The 15,428-nt window shown below is 48.1% G+C and carries 13 protein-coding genes; 7 read left to right on the forward strand and 6 right to left on the reverse strand.

Annotated features, from left to right (window positions below):
• Positions 1-4 precede the first annotated feature (4 nt).
• The 5 genes from BMW65_RS02610 to lepB all read left to right on the forward strand — a co-directional run bounded on the left by BMW65_RS02610 (position 5) and on the right by lepB (position 4,750).
• A complete protein-coding gene (locus tag BMW65_RS02610) occupies positions 5-802 on the forward strand; it encodes a ParA family protein (protein ID WP_090602526.1) in 798 nt (265 codons plus the stop codon).
• A gap of 6 nt (positions 803-808) precedes the next feature.
• On the forward strand, positions 809-1,732 hold the full coding sequence (locus tag BMW65_RS02615) for a ParB/RepB/Spo0J family partition protein (RefSeq protein ID WP_090602528.1): 924 nt from the start codon (positions 809-811) through the stop codon (positions 1,730-1,732).
• A complete protein-coding gene (locus BMW65_RS02620) occupies positions 1,732-2,469 on the forward strand; it encodes a DUF5683 domain-containing protein (RefSeq protein WP_090602529.1) in 738 nt (245 codons plus the stop codon). Before BMW65_RS02615 ends, BMW65_RS02620 begins: the two co-directional genes overlap by 1 nt.
• Positions 2,470-2,537: 68 nt before the next feature.
• Positions 2,538-3,287 carry a 4-hydroxy-tetrahydrodipicolinate reductase gene (dapB, locus tag BMW65_RS02625; protein WP_090602531.1) on the forward strand — a complete coding sequence of 250 codons (750 nt, stop codon included), beginning with the start codon at positions 2,538-2,540 and terminating at the stop codon, positions 3,285-3,287.
• 38 nt (positions 3,288-3,325) lie between these two features.
• A complete protein-coding gene (lepB, locus tag BMW65_RS02630; protein ID WP_090602533.1) occupies positions 3,326-4,750 on the forward strand; it encodes a signal peptidase I in 1,425 nt (474 codons plus the stop codon).
• Here lepB and BMW65_RS02635 read toward each other — a convergent pair.
• Positions 4,743-5,462, reverse strand: a complete 720-nt coding sequence (locus tag BMW65_RS02635; RefSeq protein WP_090602535.1) for a pyridoxine 5'-phosphate synthase — start codon at positions 5,460-5,462, stop codon at positions 4,743-4,745. The two genes, lepB and BMW65_RS02635, sit on opposite strands and share 8 nt — an antisense overlap.
• 47 nt (positions 5,463-5,509) lie before the next feature.
• Here BMW65_RS02635 and cdaA point away from each other — a divergent pair, with 47 nt between their 5' ends.
• Positions 5,510-6,292 (forward strand): diadenylate cyclase CdaA, encoded by a 783-nt coding sequence (gene cdaA, locus BMW65_RS02640; RefSeq protein WP_090602536.1) that lies wholly within the window; start codon positions 5,510-5,512, stop codon positions 6,290-6,292.
• Positions 6,293-6,347: 55 nt separating this feature from the next.
• On the opposite strand, the gene BMW65_RS02645 is transcribed toward cdaA, so the two are convergent.
• The 4 genes from BMW65_RS02645 to BMW65_RS02660 all read right to left on the reverse strand — a co-directional run bounded on the left by BMW65_RS02645 (position 6,348) and on the right by BMW65_RS02660 (position 10,896).
• Positions 6,348-7,196, reverse strand: a complete 849-nt coding sequence (locus tag BMW65_RS02645; protein WP_090602537.1) for a DUF2911 domain-containing protein — start codon at positions 7,194-7,196, stop codon at positions 6,348-6,350.
• 224 nt (positions 7,197-7,420) lie between these two features.
• Entirely contained in the window at positions 7,421-8,719 is a 1,299-nt protein-coding gene (locus tag BMW65_RS02650) for a sugar MFS transporter (RefSeq protein ID WP_090602539.1), read from the reverse strand.
• 457 nt (positions 8,720-9,176) lie between these two features.
• Entirely contained in the window at positions 9,177-9,689 is a 513-nt protein-coding gene (locus BMW65_RS02655) for a DinB family protein (protein ID WP_090602540.1), read from the reverse strand.
• The gene (locus BMW65_RS02660; protein ID WP_090602964.1) at positions 9,670-10,896 is read right to left on the reverse strand and encodes a sensor histidine kinase; all 1,227 of its coding nucleotides are present in this window, start codon (positions 10,894-10,896) and stop codon (positions 9,670-9,672) included. The genes BMW65_RS02655 and BMW65_RS02660 overlap by 20 nt, the downstream gene beginning before the upstream one ends.
• A gap of 116 nt (positions 10,897-11,012) precedes the next feature.
• On the opposite strand from BMW65_RS02660, the gene gltX reads away from it, so the two are divergent.
• Positions 11,013-12,545 (forward strand): glutamate--tRNA ligase, encoded by a 1,533-nt coding sequence (gene gltX, locus BMW65_RS02665; protein WP_090602542.1) that lies wholly within the window; start codon positions 11,013-11,015, stop codon positions 12,543-12,545.
• Here gltX and BMW65_RS02670 read toward each other — a convergent pair.
• Complete coding sequence (locus BMW65_RS02670) at positions 12,526-15,411, reverse strand: DEAD/DEAH box helicase (RefSeq protein WP_090602543.1); 2,886 nt, start codon at positions 15,409-15,411, stop codon at positions 12,526-12,528. The genes gltX and BMW65_RS02670 overlap by 20 nt on opposite strands.
• Positions 15,412-15,428: the final 17 nt, after the last annotated feature.

The following is a 15,428-nucleotide window of genomic DNA, read 5'->3' on the forward strand; positions in this document are numbered from 1 at the left end:
ACCCATGGGTAAAATCATTTCAATAGCCAATCAAAAAGGGGGAGTAGGTAAAACGACTACCTCCATCAACCTTGCGGCCAGTTTAGCTGTGCTGGAATACAAAACCTTGTTGGTAGATGCCGACCCGCAAGCCAACTCGACCTCCGGAATCGGATTTGACCCACGTGCGATTAAAGCCAGCGTCTATGAATGCTTGATTAATGATCTCGATCCGCATGAGGCTATCCAGCATACGGATACGCCGAACCTCGATCTCTTGCCTGCGCACATTGATTTGGTCGGCGCCGAGATCGAAATGATCAACCTGCATGAACGGGAATACAAAATGCGGGGCATTCTGAGCCAAGTGAAAGATGAATATGATTTTATCGTAATCGATTGCTCACCTTCCCTCGGGCTCATCACCATCAATGCGCTATCGGCCTCCGACTCGGTGATTATTCCGGTGCAGTGCGAGTACTTCGCCCTTGAAGGATTAGGTAAATTGCTCAATACCATCAAAATCGTGCAAAACCGACTAAATACCGCATTGGAAATCGAAGGCATCTTATTGACCATGTATGACGTTCGCCTCCGGCTATCTAACCAAGTGGTAGAAGAAGTGAAGACGCATTTCCACGAATTGGTCTTTGATACCATCATCCAGCGCAATACGCGGCTCAGCGAAGCGCCAAGTTTCGGCATCTCCGTGATCATGCATGATGCCAACAGCAAAGGCGCTATCAACTACCTGAATCTGGCCCGTGAAATCCTTGAGAAAAACAACCTCAATAAAGAAGAAAAAGAACAAGTAAGCGTATAATACAACATGGCAGCACAACAACGGAAAATAGGATTGGGTAAGGGATTAAGTGCGTTGCTCGACGATTCGGAAGAGGTAATCAAGCGGCCATCTGAAAACAGCGTCACGGAAGTACCTTCCTCACGGAAAGCTCCGGGCACAATCAGTGCAGTAAGCGTTTCTAAAATCGCCATCAACCCCTTCCAGCCACGTACGGATTTTGATGAAGAAGCACTACGCGAACTGGCGGATTCCATCAAACTGCAAGGGCTTATACAGCCCATCACGGTAAGGCAGGCCGAAGGCGACACCTACCAGCTGATTAGTGGTGAACGGCGGTTGCGGGCAGCAAAATTGGCGGGATTGACCGAGATACCGGCTTACATCCGTACGGCTAATGACCAGCAGATGCTGGAAATGGCGCTCATTGAAAATATCCAGCGTGAAAACCTCAATGCCATTGAGGTAGCGCTGAGTTTCCAGCGGATGATTGAGGAATGCAATCTCAAACAGGAAGAACTTGGCGATCGGGTAAGTAAAAACCGCTCAACGGTGACCAACTACCTGCGCCTGTTGAAACTGCCGCCCGTCATACAGGCGGCCATACGCGACGGGCAATTAAGCATGGGACATGCCCGGGCGCTGATCAACGTATCCGAAATCGACAAGCAACTCTATATTTTCCGTGAAATTGTCAAGAAGGGACTATCTGTAAGGAAAACCGAAGAACTGGTACGGGATATCCAACAATATACCAATAGGCAAACTGACAAACGGGACAAAACACCGGCCTTGTCTTTCCAATACCAGAAGGTGGAAGATGACCTGGCTTCCAAATTTGCCACGCGGGTGAAACTGAAAGTTTCAGGCAAAAAAGGTGATGGCGCTATTGAAATCCCGTTCCATTCGGAAGATGATCTCAACAGGATCCTTGAATTATTAGATTGGTGATGAACCGATTGCTCATTATCTTCCTATTGGCTCTTGGGGTTATGGGCAGCCTACAAGCCCAGGAGCTTGATAGTTTGCGTAGGGATACCATCCCCAAAAAGGTGGACTCCCTTGCTATAGATACCGCTGGCGCGCGGGCTACCGAAACCCGCCGGGAGCGGCGGCAACGGGAACGGCTCGAACGGGAAGCCCAAGAAGAGAAACAAACGATATTTAAAGATTCTGCACGGCTGGCACTGGAAGCCATGTCCGTACGGCCATGGAAGCAGTCGCTCAAGGTACCCGGTTGGGGGCAGATTACCAACGGCGGCTGGTGGTGGCTCAAGGTACCTGTGATTTATGGCGGTTTCGTAAGTGCGGTGCTCGTATTTGAGTTTAACAATCGATACTATCGAACGTATCGCAGCGAGGCGCAGTACCGGTTGAATAACAATCATGCCATTCCACCCAATACGAATTTCCCATACCTTGAGGCCGGCAGCCAAGCCACCGATCGCTTAATTGCCGGCATGGACTATTACCGACGTAGCCGCGACCTCACGATCTTGGTGACTGTGGGATGGTGGGGCATACAAGCCGTGGAGGCCTACGTCACTTCCATGCTCAAACACCGCTGGGATATAAGCGATGATTTGGGCATCAACATTTCTCCTACACTGCTGCAACAGCCAGCCACATCACTGGCCTATCAGAACCGCCCCTATGCCATCGGCTTTAAGGTGGGATTTAGATTTTAAAAAAAATCAGGTTCCACTAAAAATGATTCACATTTTATGCTAAGTTTGCGAATTAGCGATTTACTTACATGAACATTGCATTACTCGGATATGGTAAAATGGGGCAACTTATCGAAAAATTTGCCCTGCAACGTGGCCATCAAATCCACCTCATCGTGGATGAAAGTAATCGGGAAAGCATCGACGCCACAGATTTAGCAGGTGCTGATATGACCATTGACTTCAGTAGGCCTGAAGCCGCTGTAGCTAATATCGATTTGTGCTTTGAAGCGAATGTACCTCTTGTGGTAGGCACTACCGGTTGGTATAATCAGCTTGAAGCGGTAAAAAAAAGATGCATAGCTGGTAACAAAACGTTGCTGTACGGCTCTAACTTCAGTATTGGAGTAAATGTGTTTTTTTATATCAACGAACTGTTGGCCACTGCAATGAACCCATACCAGCAATATGATGTACAGGTAGAAGAGATCCACCATACCCAAAAGCTGGATGCCCCCAGCGGTACGGCTATCACGATAGCAGAAGGCATCATCGAACACACCGATTCCAAAACGGAATGGATAAACAACCTCATCGGTGAGGGTGAAGAATCTATTCCAAAACCCCATCAATTGCTCATTGAAAGCCACCGTATCGAAGACGTGCCCGGCACACATACGGTGTTGTATAGTTCTGAGGTCGATCAGATTGAATTCAAACATACTGCACATAGCCGTGCTGGATTTGCCTTGGGTGCAGTGATCGCTGCCGAATGGCTTGAGGGCAAAACCGGGTTTTACCAAGTGACCGAAATGTTTAACTTTGGCGGGCACGTGTAATATAGCTGACAAACATATTTTAAACAAAAACCTATTATATGGGATATATCGTTTTTGCAATCATTCTTGTCCTCATTCATTTTGGCCTGTGGAAACTTTTTGCCAAAGCTGGTCACGCGGGCTGGGAATCCCTCATACCGGTTTATAGAGAATTTATTATCGCCAAGCACATTACCGGACGTCCAGCGTGGTGGATTGCTTTGCTACTCATCCCCATCGTGAATATTTTCATTTTTTTCGGGTTGTACCTCGATTTGGTGAAAGCTTTCGGTAAACGCCGGTTTTGGGAATACGCGGCCACCGTGCTACTCCCTTTTGTGGTATTGCCCTGGTGGGGCAATGATCCTAAGGTAGTCTACCTGGGCAAATCCACTTCGCCGGAGTTTAGGGAAAAATATCCATATAAAAAATCCGTTGCCCGTGAATGGGCAGACGCTATCGTATTTGCCGTGGTGGCTGCGACGCTTATACGGGGCTTCCTCATCGAGGCTTATATGATTCCCACGGGCTCCATGGAGAAAAGCCTGTTAGTAGGCGATTTCCTCTTTGTGAGCAAGCTGAATTACGGTCCCCGGATACCCATGACGCCCATCGCATTTCCCTTTGCACACCATACCATGCCGCTTATTGGCGGGAAGGCGTATTGGGAAGGCGTGAAGATCGGATATAAGCGGCTGCCGGGCTTCCAAGAGATTAAACGGAACGATGTGGTGGTATTCAACTATCCCATGGAGGCCGATCCTCCTTTCAGCAGACCGATAGATAAGCGCGAAAATTACATTAAGCGCGCGGTGGGCGTTCCTGGCGATACCATTTCGCTGCGCGAAGCGCTTCTCTATGTCAATGGCGAAAAGGGATTTGTGCCCCCCAACGGTCAATTGGATTATTACGTATACACCGATGGCACCGGGTTGAACCCACAACGCCTGCTGGACATGCGTATCGAATCCAATCCGTATGCGCGGGAACCTTACCAGCTTTTCCTTACTGACAAAGCTTATGAGGAAGTGAAAGGCTGGGCTAACGTAACCCGCATCGTACCCAACATCAGGCACCGTGATACGGCGGAACCTGGTGTATTCCCGAATAATCCGCTGTACCATTGGAACATCGACAACTTCGGGCCGATCATCGTGCCTAAAAGGGGTTGGACGATAACCCTTGATAGCCTCACCATGCCGCTCTATGAGCGTGCTATCCGGGTATATGAAGGCAATGAACTGGAAAGCCGCGCAGATGGCGTCTACCTCAATGGCAGCAAGGCCGATAGCTATACCTTCAAAATGAACTACTACTGGATGATGGGCGACAACCGCCACAACTCCGAGGATGCACGCAGCTGGGGTTTTGTGCCCGAAGACCATATCGTAGGCAAAGCGCTGTTTGTATGGCTGAGCTGGGATGAAGATGGCACCTTCCTGAGCAAGATCCGATGGAACCGCATTTTTATGGGGATTAAATAGTGGCCAATGCCAAATACCGCTTAATAGTCTCTTCCAACCCCAGATATAGCGCATCGGCTATCAAAGCATGGCCAATGCTCACCTCCAGTAGCCCCGGTATATGTTGGCTGAAATACCGGAGATTGTGCAAATCGAGGTCATGCCCTGCATTGAGTCCCAGGCCTGCCTGCTGCGCTACTTCCGCAGCAGCGATGTAGGGCGCTATGGCACGTTCACGATCGTGGTGATACTCCTGCGCATAGGACTCCGTGTATAATTCCACACGGTCCGTACCGGTTCGGGCAGCGGCTTCCACCATCCTCGGATCAGCGTCCAAGAAGATGGAGACACGGATTCCCTCGCCTTTGAATAAGGCACAAATATCCTGTAAATAAGCTTGATGTTTGATGGTATCCCACCCGTGATTGGAGGTAATCTGTCCGGCAGCATCGGGCACCAGTGTCACTTGGGCTGGCTGGCTATCCAGTACGAGGCGGACGAACTTCTCCTCTTCACTATTGCCCTCGATATTTAGTTCGGTCTGGATATTCGCCTTTAAATCGTACACATCTTGATACCGGATGTGCCGCTCGTCGGGCCGTGGATGTACGGTGATGCCCTGCGCACCGAACCGCTCGCACGCCAAAGCTGCCTGGAGCACATCTGGATTGTTGCCCCCCCGCGAATTGCGAAGTGTGGCGATTTTGTTGATATTGACAGAAAGTCTTGCCATGGAGATTGTTTTTTACAAAGGTATAAATTTCCTAAATTGCGGGAATTATGGAGAATTTCGACTTTAGCTTTCGGTTATTAGATATTATTGACATCTTTCTCGTAGCTGTCATCCTTTACTATATCTACAGCCTTATACGGGGCACCATTGCGGTCAACATCCTCATCGGTCTGGGCCTGATATATGTCATCTATGTCCTTGTCAAGCAATTCAATATGCATCTGCTTACGGAGATTTTCGGCGGGTTCATCAGTGTGGGATCGCTGGCGTTGGTCGTCGTCTTCCAGCAGGAAATCCGGCGTTTCCTCATCCATATCGGCAAAAACATCTCCGTAAAGCGGAAAAACTTCCTTTGGTCTATCTTTGTGAGCAAAAAAGCTGCAAAACAGGACAACCATTCGCGTCTCAAACCCATCATCGATGCTTGTAGGAGCCTATCCAAATCCTATACCGGGGCCTTGATGGTATTTGCCAAATACTATGATGAAGAGTACTATCAAACAAGTGGCGAATACCTGGAAGCCCAGCTATCCAAACGGTTATTGGAGAGCATTTTCCAGAAGAATAGTCCGTTGCACGACGGGGCAGTGGTCATTGTGGATTTTAAAATCATGACGGCCAGTTGCGTGTTACCGCTTTCTGACAGTGAAGATTTACCGCTCCATTTTGGTTTGCGGCACCGCGCAGCCATTGGCGTGACGGAAGTAAGTGATGCAATCGCAGTGGTCGTGTCGGAAGAAACCGGGGAAATCTCGTTTGCCAAGGATGGCAATGTAAACATGAATATCAGCCATGAAGAGTTGGAAGAGCTGTTAAATGCCAATCTATAGGCCTACTTGATATGAAAAAAATCCGGTCCGCTTGGGGCAGACCGGATTTTGGGTATTATTGCTGGGTCTCGGCCAATACCTGGCCATTCAGCCGGACATATTCCGGATTGTTTTGCTGTTTGGCAATCGCAATGCCTTCGGTAGCGGTAGCAGCGGCGCCCTTTTTATCTCCAGCCTTGAGCTGAATACGTGCTTTCCAGTATTTGATATAGGGAGCTGGATTAGGCGCTTTATCAGCTTCATTCATCCACTCCAGGGCTTTTTGGATATCCTTATTATTGGCGTAATAATATTGTGCAGCCTGCATATAGGGCTTCCGTTCGCCCTTCATTGCTTCATCAATGGAAGCCATGATTTCAGCGTCCTGATCCACCGTCAAATCGAAGCCGATTTGTGTGTTTTCCCAAGCTATATTCAGTTTAGTGCTTTGAGCCGTCACGTCGGAAAACGTCATGATAAAGGTTTCTACCGATTCGTCCAGCTGCTTAGGGCTGACTTTGAACCGGAACAAATCTTCTTCTTGTTTGTACGAATACGCTCCCCACTGCTGGCTGTTTTTTGTAAAAATCACCGTCCATTCATCGGTACCCGGTATCGTAAGCAACCCATAAGTACCAGGGGCTACCTTATTGCCTGCAATGGTCACCTCACTATCGAACGTAAGCGACGGAATATTATTAGCTCCCGTACGCCATACTGTATCATAAGGTTCTAACCCGCCGAATATTTTCCGGCCATTCATATTGGGACGGCTGTAGGTGAGCGTCACCGTACCGATGCCAAGCCCCTGTGTAATGGTTTGGGCACTGCTGGCAGGGGGCAATTTCAGCTGGGCTTTTGCTGGCTGCCAACTTATGGCAACCGCAACGGCAAGGATTGCCGATGTAAATAGTCGTTTCTTCATACTGCTTGTTGTTTGTTTACAATGGCTCGAAATTAAGAAATATCCCCGAGTGGCAAATCAACCCATCGACAAAAACCCAACATTACCTAAATATTACAATTCAGGTATAATACGTCGATACTCCCTGCGTTTTAAAGGTGTTATTTCACAAAGTCCTGTTTTCCTGTGCCGTGTTTGAACGTGGCGCAGGAAAATCAGGCACAAATGTCGTCAAGACAGATTGATTAATTAGCAGCAGTTTGTTTTTTTCCAGTTTTGTGGCCGGATTTGGCATAATAAAGAATATAGAGGTAGCATATACCCATTAATACCAAAAAAATTAACTGAAAATCGTAGCTATCTTTCAACGTGGCAAATAGCTGTGGGATGACTGCCCCTCCAGCAATCCCCATGACCAAAAGTGCAGCGCCTTTTTCGGTAAACTTGCCCAACCCAGCGATGGCCAGCGGCCATATAGCCGGCCACATCAACGCATTTGACAGCCCTAAAAGAGCCACAAAGGCCACGGAGGTGTAACCGGTAGTCAGATACGCCCCTACCGTGAAGAAAATTCCCAGTATGGCGGATAGCCTCAATGCTTGCCCTTGGCTCATGATTTTCGGTATGGTAAACAAACCAACAACATAGCCCACCAACATCGCCCCAAGCGTAAAGGAAGTATAAATGGTAGTCTCTTCCGGTGGGATATTGAATCCCTGTGCATAGGCTCCGATGGCATCTCCTGCCATCACTTCCACCCCTACATACAGGAAGATACAAAGCGCCCCCAGCAATAAATGCGGAAACTGGAGCACACTGGTCTTTTCGCTAGCCAACGATGTATCACCCACAGGCTCGGCATTTATCTCGGAAGCATTTATCTCCGGCAAAGCCGACTTGGCTACCCAGATTGCCAATGCCACTAAAATGAGTGCCATCACCATATAGGGAGCATATATCTTGGATGCAAACTCATTGAGGATGGCTTCAGCAGCATCATGTGATCCAGCCTCGGCAACGCGCTTGTCCAAATCGCGTACATCTTTGAATACCAAAGTGCTAATGACAATAGGGCTCAAGATACCGGCGAGCTTGTTGCATATTCCCATGATGCTAATGCGGCGTGCGGCTGTCTCAATAGGCCCTAAAATGCTGATATAGGGATTTGACGCGGTCTGCAACAATGACAACCCCGAACCGATAACGAATAAGCCGGCAAGGGATATGTTGTAATTACGTTGGGTAGCATAAGTACCGAAAATAAAGGCGCCCACAGCCATCACGAGCAACCCCAGCGCCATGCCTTTTTTCATGCCGGTGCGTTCCAGTATCCAGGAAGAGGGCAATGCCAAAAAGAAATAAGCCATATAAAATGCCGTCGTGACCATGAATGCTTTGGCATAAGTATCTAGACTAAATGCCAGTTTTACAAACGTGATCAGCGGGCCATTGATCCACGTAACGAAGCCGAAAATGAAAAAAAGAATACCAATAATGACCATCGGTCCAGTGGTTGATTTAGGGGCAGTAGCATTGATACTCATGTTGGGGGCGGAGTTAATGTTTCGTTCTTACAAGACTATGAAATTAAATCTATAATTGGAACAAAAAAGATTATGCAAACGGTTGATTAACTTTCGGAGGGGTAAAAATAGGAAACGCCCTGAAGTTATCAGGGCATTTCCTACACCTAAACCGTATCATAAAACCATGGAAATGGTTTCGTAGATACTATAATTACAAAAGATTTGCAAAAAGGTTTTTTTAAAATTCTTTATTTTTTTTTAATCGTTTAAAATATATGCTATTCTCCAAGCGGTCTCAGGCGAAACCTTGGAGACGGCAGCGAAGCGAACCGGATCCAGTTGAGGAGTAATCGCTTGAATCACCCACCACCATTCCAAACAATCCCATCGATTCAAGCGGTTGCAGACGAAACCTTGGAGACGGCAGCGAAGCGAACCGGATCCCCAGTTGAGGAGCAATCGTTTGAATCATCCATCACTCACCAAGATACCGCTCACGGATGACATTGCGGTGGTGATTGAGGTGGCCAGCAATAATATACATAAAAGCCCGCACGCTGATAAGCCGCTCAGACGCTATCCCCTTGCGCATCAGCTCATGGTCATTCAACCGCTTGAAAAGCGCCAGGTTTGATTTCCGCACCAAGACGAATTCGTCTGAAAGGCTTTTCAGCGATCGCTCGTTAAATCGCGCATTAGCCACAAAGTCTTCCGGTTCAAAACCAATCAGTTCTTTCGTATCATTACGCGCAAACCGCAAGGCCCGGTAAGCCATAATACGCTCTGTATCGATAACGTGGCCCACGACTTCCTTGACGGTCCATTTCCCCTCGGCATAAGCATATTCGGATTTTTCAGTGGGAATGCTGGCCAGAAATGCCGGGAATGTCTTGATTTGTTCATTGAGCAGTTTAAGCACATCTCCGGTGACGGTCTCTATGTAGGCGGAATAGATTGCCGGATATTCATCAGATTTCAGCGGGTTCATACGTTTGGCTACTTGGTAATACAATTCTAAATGTGGTTCCTTTGTCTATCTCTGATTCCTTCACAAAAATCTGTCCCTTATGGTATTCGATCATCCGCTTGGTAAGGCTTAATCCAAGCCCCCATCCTCGTTTCCTGGTCGTAAAGCCCGGCTGGAAGACTGCATCAAATTTGGTGCGGGGGATTCCTTTTCCCGTATCACTAATGTCTATAAAAATTTGCTCTTTTGCAATATTCTCCGAAACAACGATGTCTATCCTACCGGCAGACTCAATGGCATTCGCTGCATTTTTCAATAAATTTTCCAGCACCCAGTCAAATAACGGCACATTCAACATGGCTTCCACCTTAGTATCACCGGAGACATTAAAAATAATCTTATCGCTTGTCCGTACCTTGAAATAATTGACGAAATCGACTACTACCTTATACACAGCCTGGCTTTGCAGTACAGGAGCTGAGCCGATTTTAGAAAATCGGTCGGCCACAACTTCCAGCCGCTTCACGTCGCTCTCCATTTCGGTGAGCAGCGGGTCATTCTCTGCATAAAACTTAGCACGCACCAATTCCAGCCATGCCATGAGCGAGGAGATAGGTGTACCCAGTTGGTGGGCGGCTTCCTTGGCCATCCCCACCCATACCAAATTTTGCTCGGACTTGCGGATGGAATTGAATACCGTATACGCGATACCCAAGAATATCGCAATCAACGAAAGTTGGACATAAGGAAAAAAGCGCAGTTGGTTTAGCAACAGTGAATCTTTATAATACACAAACCACTGCCCCCCAACAGGAAGATCAATGATAATCGGCGGATGGCTTTCCTTCATAATAGTCAACTGCCTTTTAAAATATGCCGGATCATACAGCAAGTCTGCATTGCCATTTTCCTCCAATTCAATGGTTCTTGTCGAATCCAAATCACGCCAGTAGATAATACTGTCGCGCGCATCGGCAATGATGGCAGGTAAGGAAAGGCTATCACGCACGGCAAAAATAAACGTAATGGCCTCGTCATCCAAGTCGGGCATGGTAATGATATTTCGGGTACTCATCGCCCATACCTCGGCCTTAGTCCGCTCAGACTTGGAAAGGTTTCTCACCAAATAATTGGTGTACAGCAGCGAAGCCCCCGCAATAAGGGCCGCAAATATCAGCAAAGCGAATTTCCACCGCTGCTGGTTGTATTGGTAAGGAGTGAGGTTCATCCTTCTGCCGTTATGTTCTCCTGTTTTGTCATCCTTGATAATTTTATAGCCACCGCCAAAATACATAATTCTACCTTAAATGGTAGTTTCGGTGCCGCATTTTTTATCTTTGCCCCATGGATCAGGACAGGAACGTAAGGGTGCGATTCGCACCAAGCCCTACAGGGGGATTGCATTTAGGCGGTGTACGCACGGCATTATTCAACTACTTGTTTGCCAAGCAACATGGCGGTACATTCGTGCTGCGCATCGAGGATACTGACCAGACCCGCTTTGTACCCGGTGCTGAGGAATACATCCAAGATTGCCTCCGCTGGTGCAGCATCGAGCCGGATGAAAGCCCCATTCATCGTGGCCAATACGGCCCCTACCGCCAGAGTGAGCGTAAAGCTAACTATCGGAAATATGCGGAGCAGCTCGTAGCCAATGGCTATGCGTACTATGCCTTCGATACCACAGAAGAACTTGACATCCAACGCACTGCACAAGCAAACTTCAAGTACAGCCACGAAAACCGGCTACAATTGCGCAACTCACTGAACTTACCTGCCTCCGAAACGGAGCAGTTGCTTGCCGAGGGTCATCCCCACGTGATCCGCATTAAAATGCCCGTTGGTGAAACCATAGGCTTCGAAGACCTCATCCGTGGGATGGTGAGCTTTGACTCGTCGTTGGTAGACGATAAAGTACTGCTCAAAGCCGATGGCATGCCCACCTATCATCTTGCAGTAGTGGTGGACGATTACCTCATGGCCATTACCCATGCCTTCCGTGGTGAGGAATGGCTGCCCTCTGCACCTGTACACATCCTCCTGTGGGAATACCTCGGCTGGCGCAATGCCATGCCACGGTGGGCACACCTGCCACTCATCCTCAAGCCTGACGGCAATGGCAAGCTTAGCAAACGCGATGGCGATCGATTGGGCTTTCCAGTGTACGCGATGAATTGGCATGATCCCAAAACTGGCGACCTTACCAAGGGATTCCGCGAAATGGGCTTCTTGCCCGAAGCCTTTGTAAACATGCTAGCTTTGCTGGGCTGGAATGACGGCACCGACCAGGAAATCTTCACCCTTGATGAGCTGGTAGCGAAGTTTTCAATAGACCGCATCAGCAAGGCCGGTGCCAAATTCGATTTTGAGAAGGCCAAATGGTTTAACCACGAATGGATCAAACGGAGTGATGATAGCGCCTTGCTGCCAGGACTCTATGGGATATTGGTGGCCAACGGCATCCATGACACCAATGAGCAATACCTCCTGGCCATACTGGCACTGGTGAAAGAGCGGCTCACTTACACCTCTGATTTCTGGGAGCAAGCGTCTTATTTCTTTAAGCGCCCCGAGGGTTATGACCTACCTGCTGTACAACCCAAGTGGAGTACCGAAAAGACTGCATTCTTCACAGACATGATAGCTAAGCTAGAAGATTTCGACCCTTGGCACAGCGTCGAGCTGGAGAGCTTCTATAAGCTGGCCATCAATGCCTCTGGTATGAAGATGGGTGAACTGATGCTACCCTTCCGCATCATGCTGGTGGGTGGTAAGTTCGGGCCACATGTATTTGACATTGCCGCGCTGCTGGGACGTGAAGAGACTGTAGCGCGGATGAAAAAAGGGCTAGAGGCTTTTACCCAAGTAATTCCTTGATATCGTCCTGGGTAAGTGACTTGATGAAGCTTTCCTCCGTGGTGATAAGCGCATCGGCAATGGTTTTTTTACGGTTTTGCAAGGCCAGTATCTTTTCTTCGACCGTATCCTTGGTGATGAATTTGTAGATGAACACATTACGTGTCTGCCCGATGCGGTGCGTGCGATCAATGGCTTGCTGCTCTACCGCTGGGTTCCACCATGGATCAAGGATAAACACATAGTCTGCCTCCACGAGATTCAGCCCCACCCCCCCTGCTTTGATGGAAATGAGAAACAATCGGGTGTCTTCGTTTTCCCGGAACTGCTTGACTACTTCTTCGCGATTTTTGGTAGCCCCATCCAAGTAGGCATAGCCGATGCTGTGTTTATCGAAATATTGCTTGAAAATCACCAATTGCTTCACGAACTGCGAAAATACCAGCACTTTATTGCCACGCCGTAGTACACTTTCAAGCGTATGAATAACGCTCTCGAACTTGCCAGATTCACCTTTGAAGGCACTGTCTACCATTCGGGGGTGATTGGCCAGCTGCCGTAACTTGGTCAGCCCCTGCAATAAGGTAATTTGAGGGGTTTTAGTCTTTTCGTCACCGAGATTCTCCAATATCGCATTGCGGTATTCTGATTTTATCCGTTCATAACGCTCCGCTTGTTCCTCCCCCATGGCGCAATAAAAAACCTGCTCCGATTTGGGCGGCAGCTCTGTGGCTACCTGGCTCTTGGTACGCCGCAGGACAAACGGCTTGATGATGGCTTGCAGACGCCTGGCCTTTTCCTCGTCCTTTTTCTTTTCGATGGGCTGCACAAACTCCTGCTGGAAATAATGATAGCTCCCCAGCAAACCGGGGTTGAGAAAAGACATCTGCGACCATAAATCAGCTACGGAATTTTCCACGGGCGTACCGCTAAGCACCAGCCGGTGCTTACTTTTGAGGCTTTTCACGGCCTTAAACGATTTGGATGTGGGATTCTTGATGATTTGGCTTTCGTCAAGAATGATGTAGTTGAAATAAAATGCGCTCAGCAGCTCTTCATCGCTGCGGACGATGCCGTATGTAGTAATGATGAGGTCGTAATTTTCAAATCCCGCGGCATCTTTATGCCGATTTATACCGGTATGCACCAAAATGCGTAGATCAGGCACAAATTTGTCCGCTTCGTTTTGCCAGTTGTATACCAGTGAAGTAGGCATGACAATGAGGGAGGTGGATGGTCCCGCTATATGTTCTACCTCCTCTTTCTGCTTCTGAAGGAAGGCCAATGTCTGAATGGTCTTTCCCAACCCCATATCATCGGCAAGGCAACCCCCAAACCGATATTGCTGCAAGAAGTGGAACCAATTGTATCCAGCCCGCTGATAGGGTCGCAAAGAGCCTTTGAATTGCCGGGGTTCATCGACATCTGCTATGGTTTCAAACCCTGCTAATTGGGCCAGTCTGCGGTCCATCGTCAACGCGGTATGTTCGGAAATATCGCTAAGCAACCCTACGTGATATTTACTTAGCCGAATGCTCTTTTTGTCTTCCGAGAAATGGAACAGTTGATTGTAACGCGCAAACCACTCTTCGGGAATAGTGGCCACCTCGCCATTTGGCAGCATGAACTCCTTGACATTGTTCAGGATATGGTTACGCAGCTGGGTAAATGGTATTTCATACTGACCGAACCGGGCAATAGCCTGCACATCAAACCAATCGTTGCTTTCATTGACAGACAGATCCAACTCCGTACGGCCAAAGAAAAACCGCTTGTTGGGGTCTTCCTGTACGATTTCATAGCCCAAGCGATGAAGTTCTTCATTGTTGTCACGCAGCCAGTCCATCGCAGACACTGTGCCTGCGCCATTCAGCTCGGGCTCAAGATCACTGAAAAGCGTACTGGTCTTCTGCAAGCCCATGCCCAATAGCTCCTGCAACCGGTTTTCTTCCCATTGCAGCGAACGCTTGATGCGATGGAAGGTGTACTGGTCTGTGGCTTCATCATACTGCATCCGTACTGTCACCTTATTTTCGCCACCGGACGTAAAAAGGTAAGGACCGTAACGGAAATTCAATTGCAATTGCGAAGTACCATTTTCAACGTAAAGCAATTTGATGACGGGAGCCGCGTTGTGCTGGTGTGTTTCAATGGCAAACCCTTCCGCATATACATGGTGCTTTTCAATCAATCCGCGAACAAAGGTTTCAAAATACTTGTGCTCTGTCACCCGTGCCACGGAGATGTATCGCTTTTGCATAAATGGCGACAGCTTCTTCCCCTCCAATGGTTGATCAAAATGATACAACACGTTTTCTAGCAAGAGCCAAGCTTGCTGGTTGATGACCACCTGTGCGTCTTTATACATAAATTCGATGCGATGGCCTTCATACTTAAGGGTAGGAAAATAGCGGGTTTCTTCGCCATTACGCCGGAAGTGAAACAACACAGAAGCTGCTTGGGGAGCGATTTCAAGTCGCTGTTCGGCAGCATATCCATCCTTACTCATCAAAAACAACGGTTTGTTTTTGAGCAGTTCCAGCGCCTGTAGCAGCCGACGTTCAATTTTGGGCCGGATGTACTCGAAAAATTTTTGGTTAAACACCTTAGCGAAAAAATCGACCGGCCTGACAGGTTTTTTATGATAGCGCTTAATAATATTGGTTTGCTCTACCTCTTCCAGCAATTTAATAAGCTTATGATCGGTTTCATCTAATACATCGGCGTAGTCTGCTGATGTGTTGCTGAATACCCGCCGGTGTGTCAATGAATACCCACCATTGGGATTGAGCTGTACCACATGCGGCTCTATCAGGTAACCCAGATAGGGGTGTTCGCAAAGGGAATAGACCAATTCGTAAGACTGTGTAGTATCGACTTGCTGCATCTAACAACTGTGGTATC

Origin of the sequence: Parapedobacter koreensis (assembly GCF_900109365.1) — a bacterium.
GTDB lineage: Bacteria > Bacteroidota > Bacteroidia > Sphingobacteriales > Sphingobacteriaceae > Parapedobacter > Parapedobacter koreensis.

What these genes read in the sequence shown, in the direction of transcription:
- BMW65_RS02615 (WP_090602528.1), top strand. Translation starts at nt 809, where the DNA reads ATGGCAGCACAACAACGGAAAATAGGATTGGGTAAGGGATTAAGTGCG.
- BMW65_RS02655 (WP_090602540.1), bottom strand. Translation starts at nt 9,689, where the DNA reads ATGAACCCGCTGAAATCTGATGAATATCCGGCAATCTATTCCGCCTAC.
- dapB (WP_090602531.1), top strand. Translation starts at nt 2,538, where the DNA reads ATGAACATTGCATTACTCGGATATGGTAAAATGGGGCAACTTATCGAA.
- BMW65_RS02670 (WP_090602543.1), bottom strand. Translation starts at nt 15,411, where the DNA reads ATGCAGCAAGTCGATACTACACAGTCTTACGAATTGGTCTATTCCCTT.
- gltX (WP_090602542.1), top strand. Translation starts at nt 11,013, where the DNA reads ATGGATCAGGACAGGAACGTAAGGGTGCGATTCGCACCAAGCCCTACA.
- BMW65_RS02660 (WP_090602964.1), bottom strand. Translation starts at nt 10,896, where the DNA reads ATGAACCTCACTCCTTACCAATACAACCAGCAGCGGTGGAAATTCGCT.
- BMW65_RS02650 (WP_090602539.1), bottom strand. Translation starts at nt 8,719, where the DNA reads ATGAGTATCAATGCTACTGCCCCTAAATCAACCACTGGACCGATGGTC.
- BMW65_RS02645 (WP_090602537.1), bottom strand. Translation starts at nt 7,196, where the DNA reads ATGAAGAAACGACTATTTACATCGGCAATCCTTGCCGTTGCGGTTGCC.
- BMW65_RS02620 (WP_090602529.1), top strand. Translation starts at nt 1,732, where the DNA reads ATGAACCGATTGCTCATTATCTTCCTATTGGCTCTTGGGGTTATGGGC.
- BMW65_RS02610 (WP_090602526.1), top strand. Translation starts at nt 5, where the DNA reads ATGGGTAAAATCATTTCAATAGCCAATCAAAAAGGGGGAGTAGGTAAA.
- cdaA (WP_090602536.1), top strand. Translation starts at nt 5,510, where the DNA reads ATGGAGAATTTCGACTTTAGCTTTCGGTTATTAGATATTATTGACATC.
- BMW65_RS02635 (WP_090602535.1), bottom strand. Translation starts at nt 5,462, where the DNA reads ATGGCAAGACTTTCTGTCAATATCAACAAAATCGCCACACTTCGCAAT.
- lepB (WP_090602533.1), top strand. Translation starts at nt 3,326, where the DNA reads ATGGGATATATCGTTTTTGCAATCATTCTTGTCCTCATTCATTTTGGC.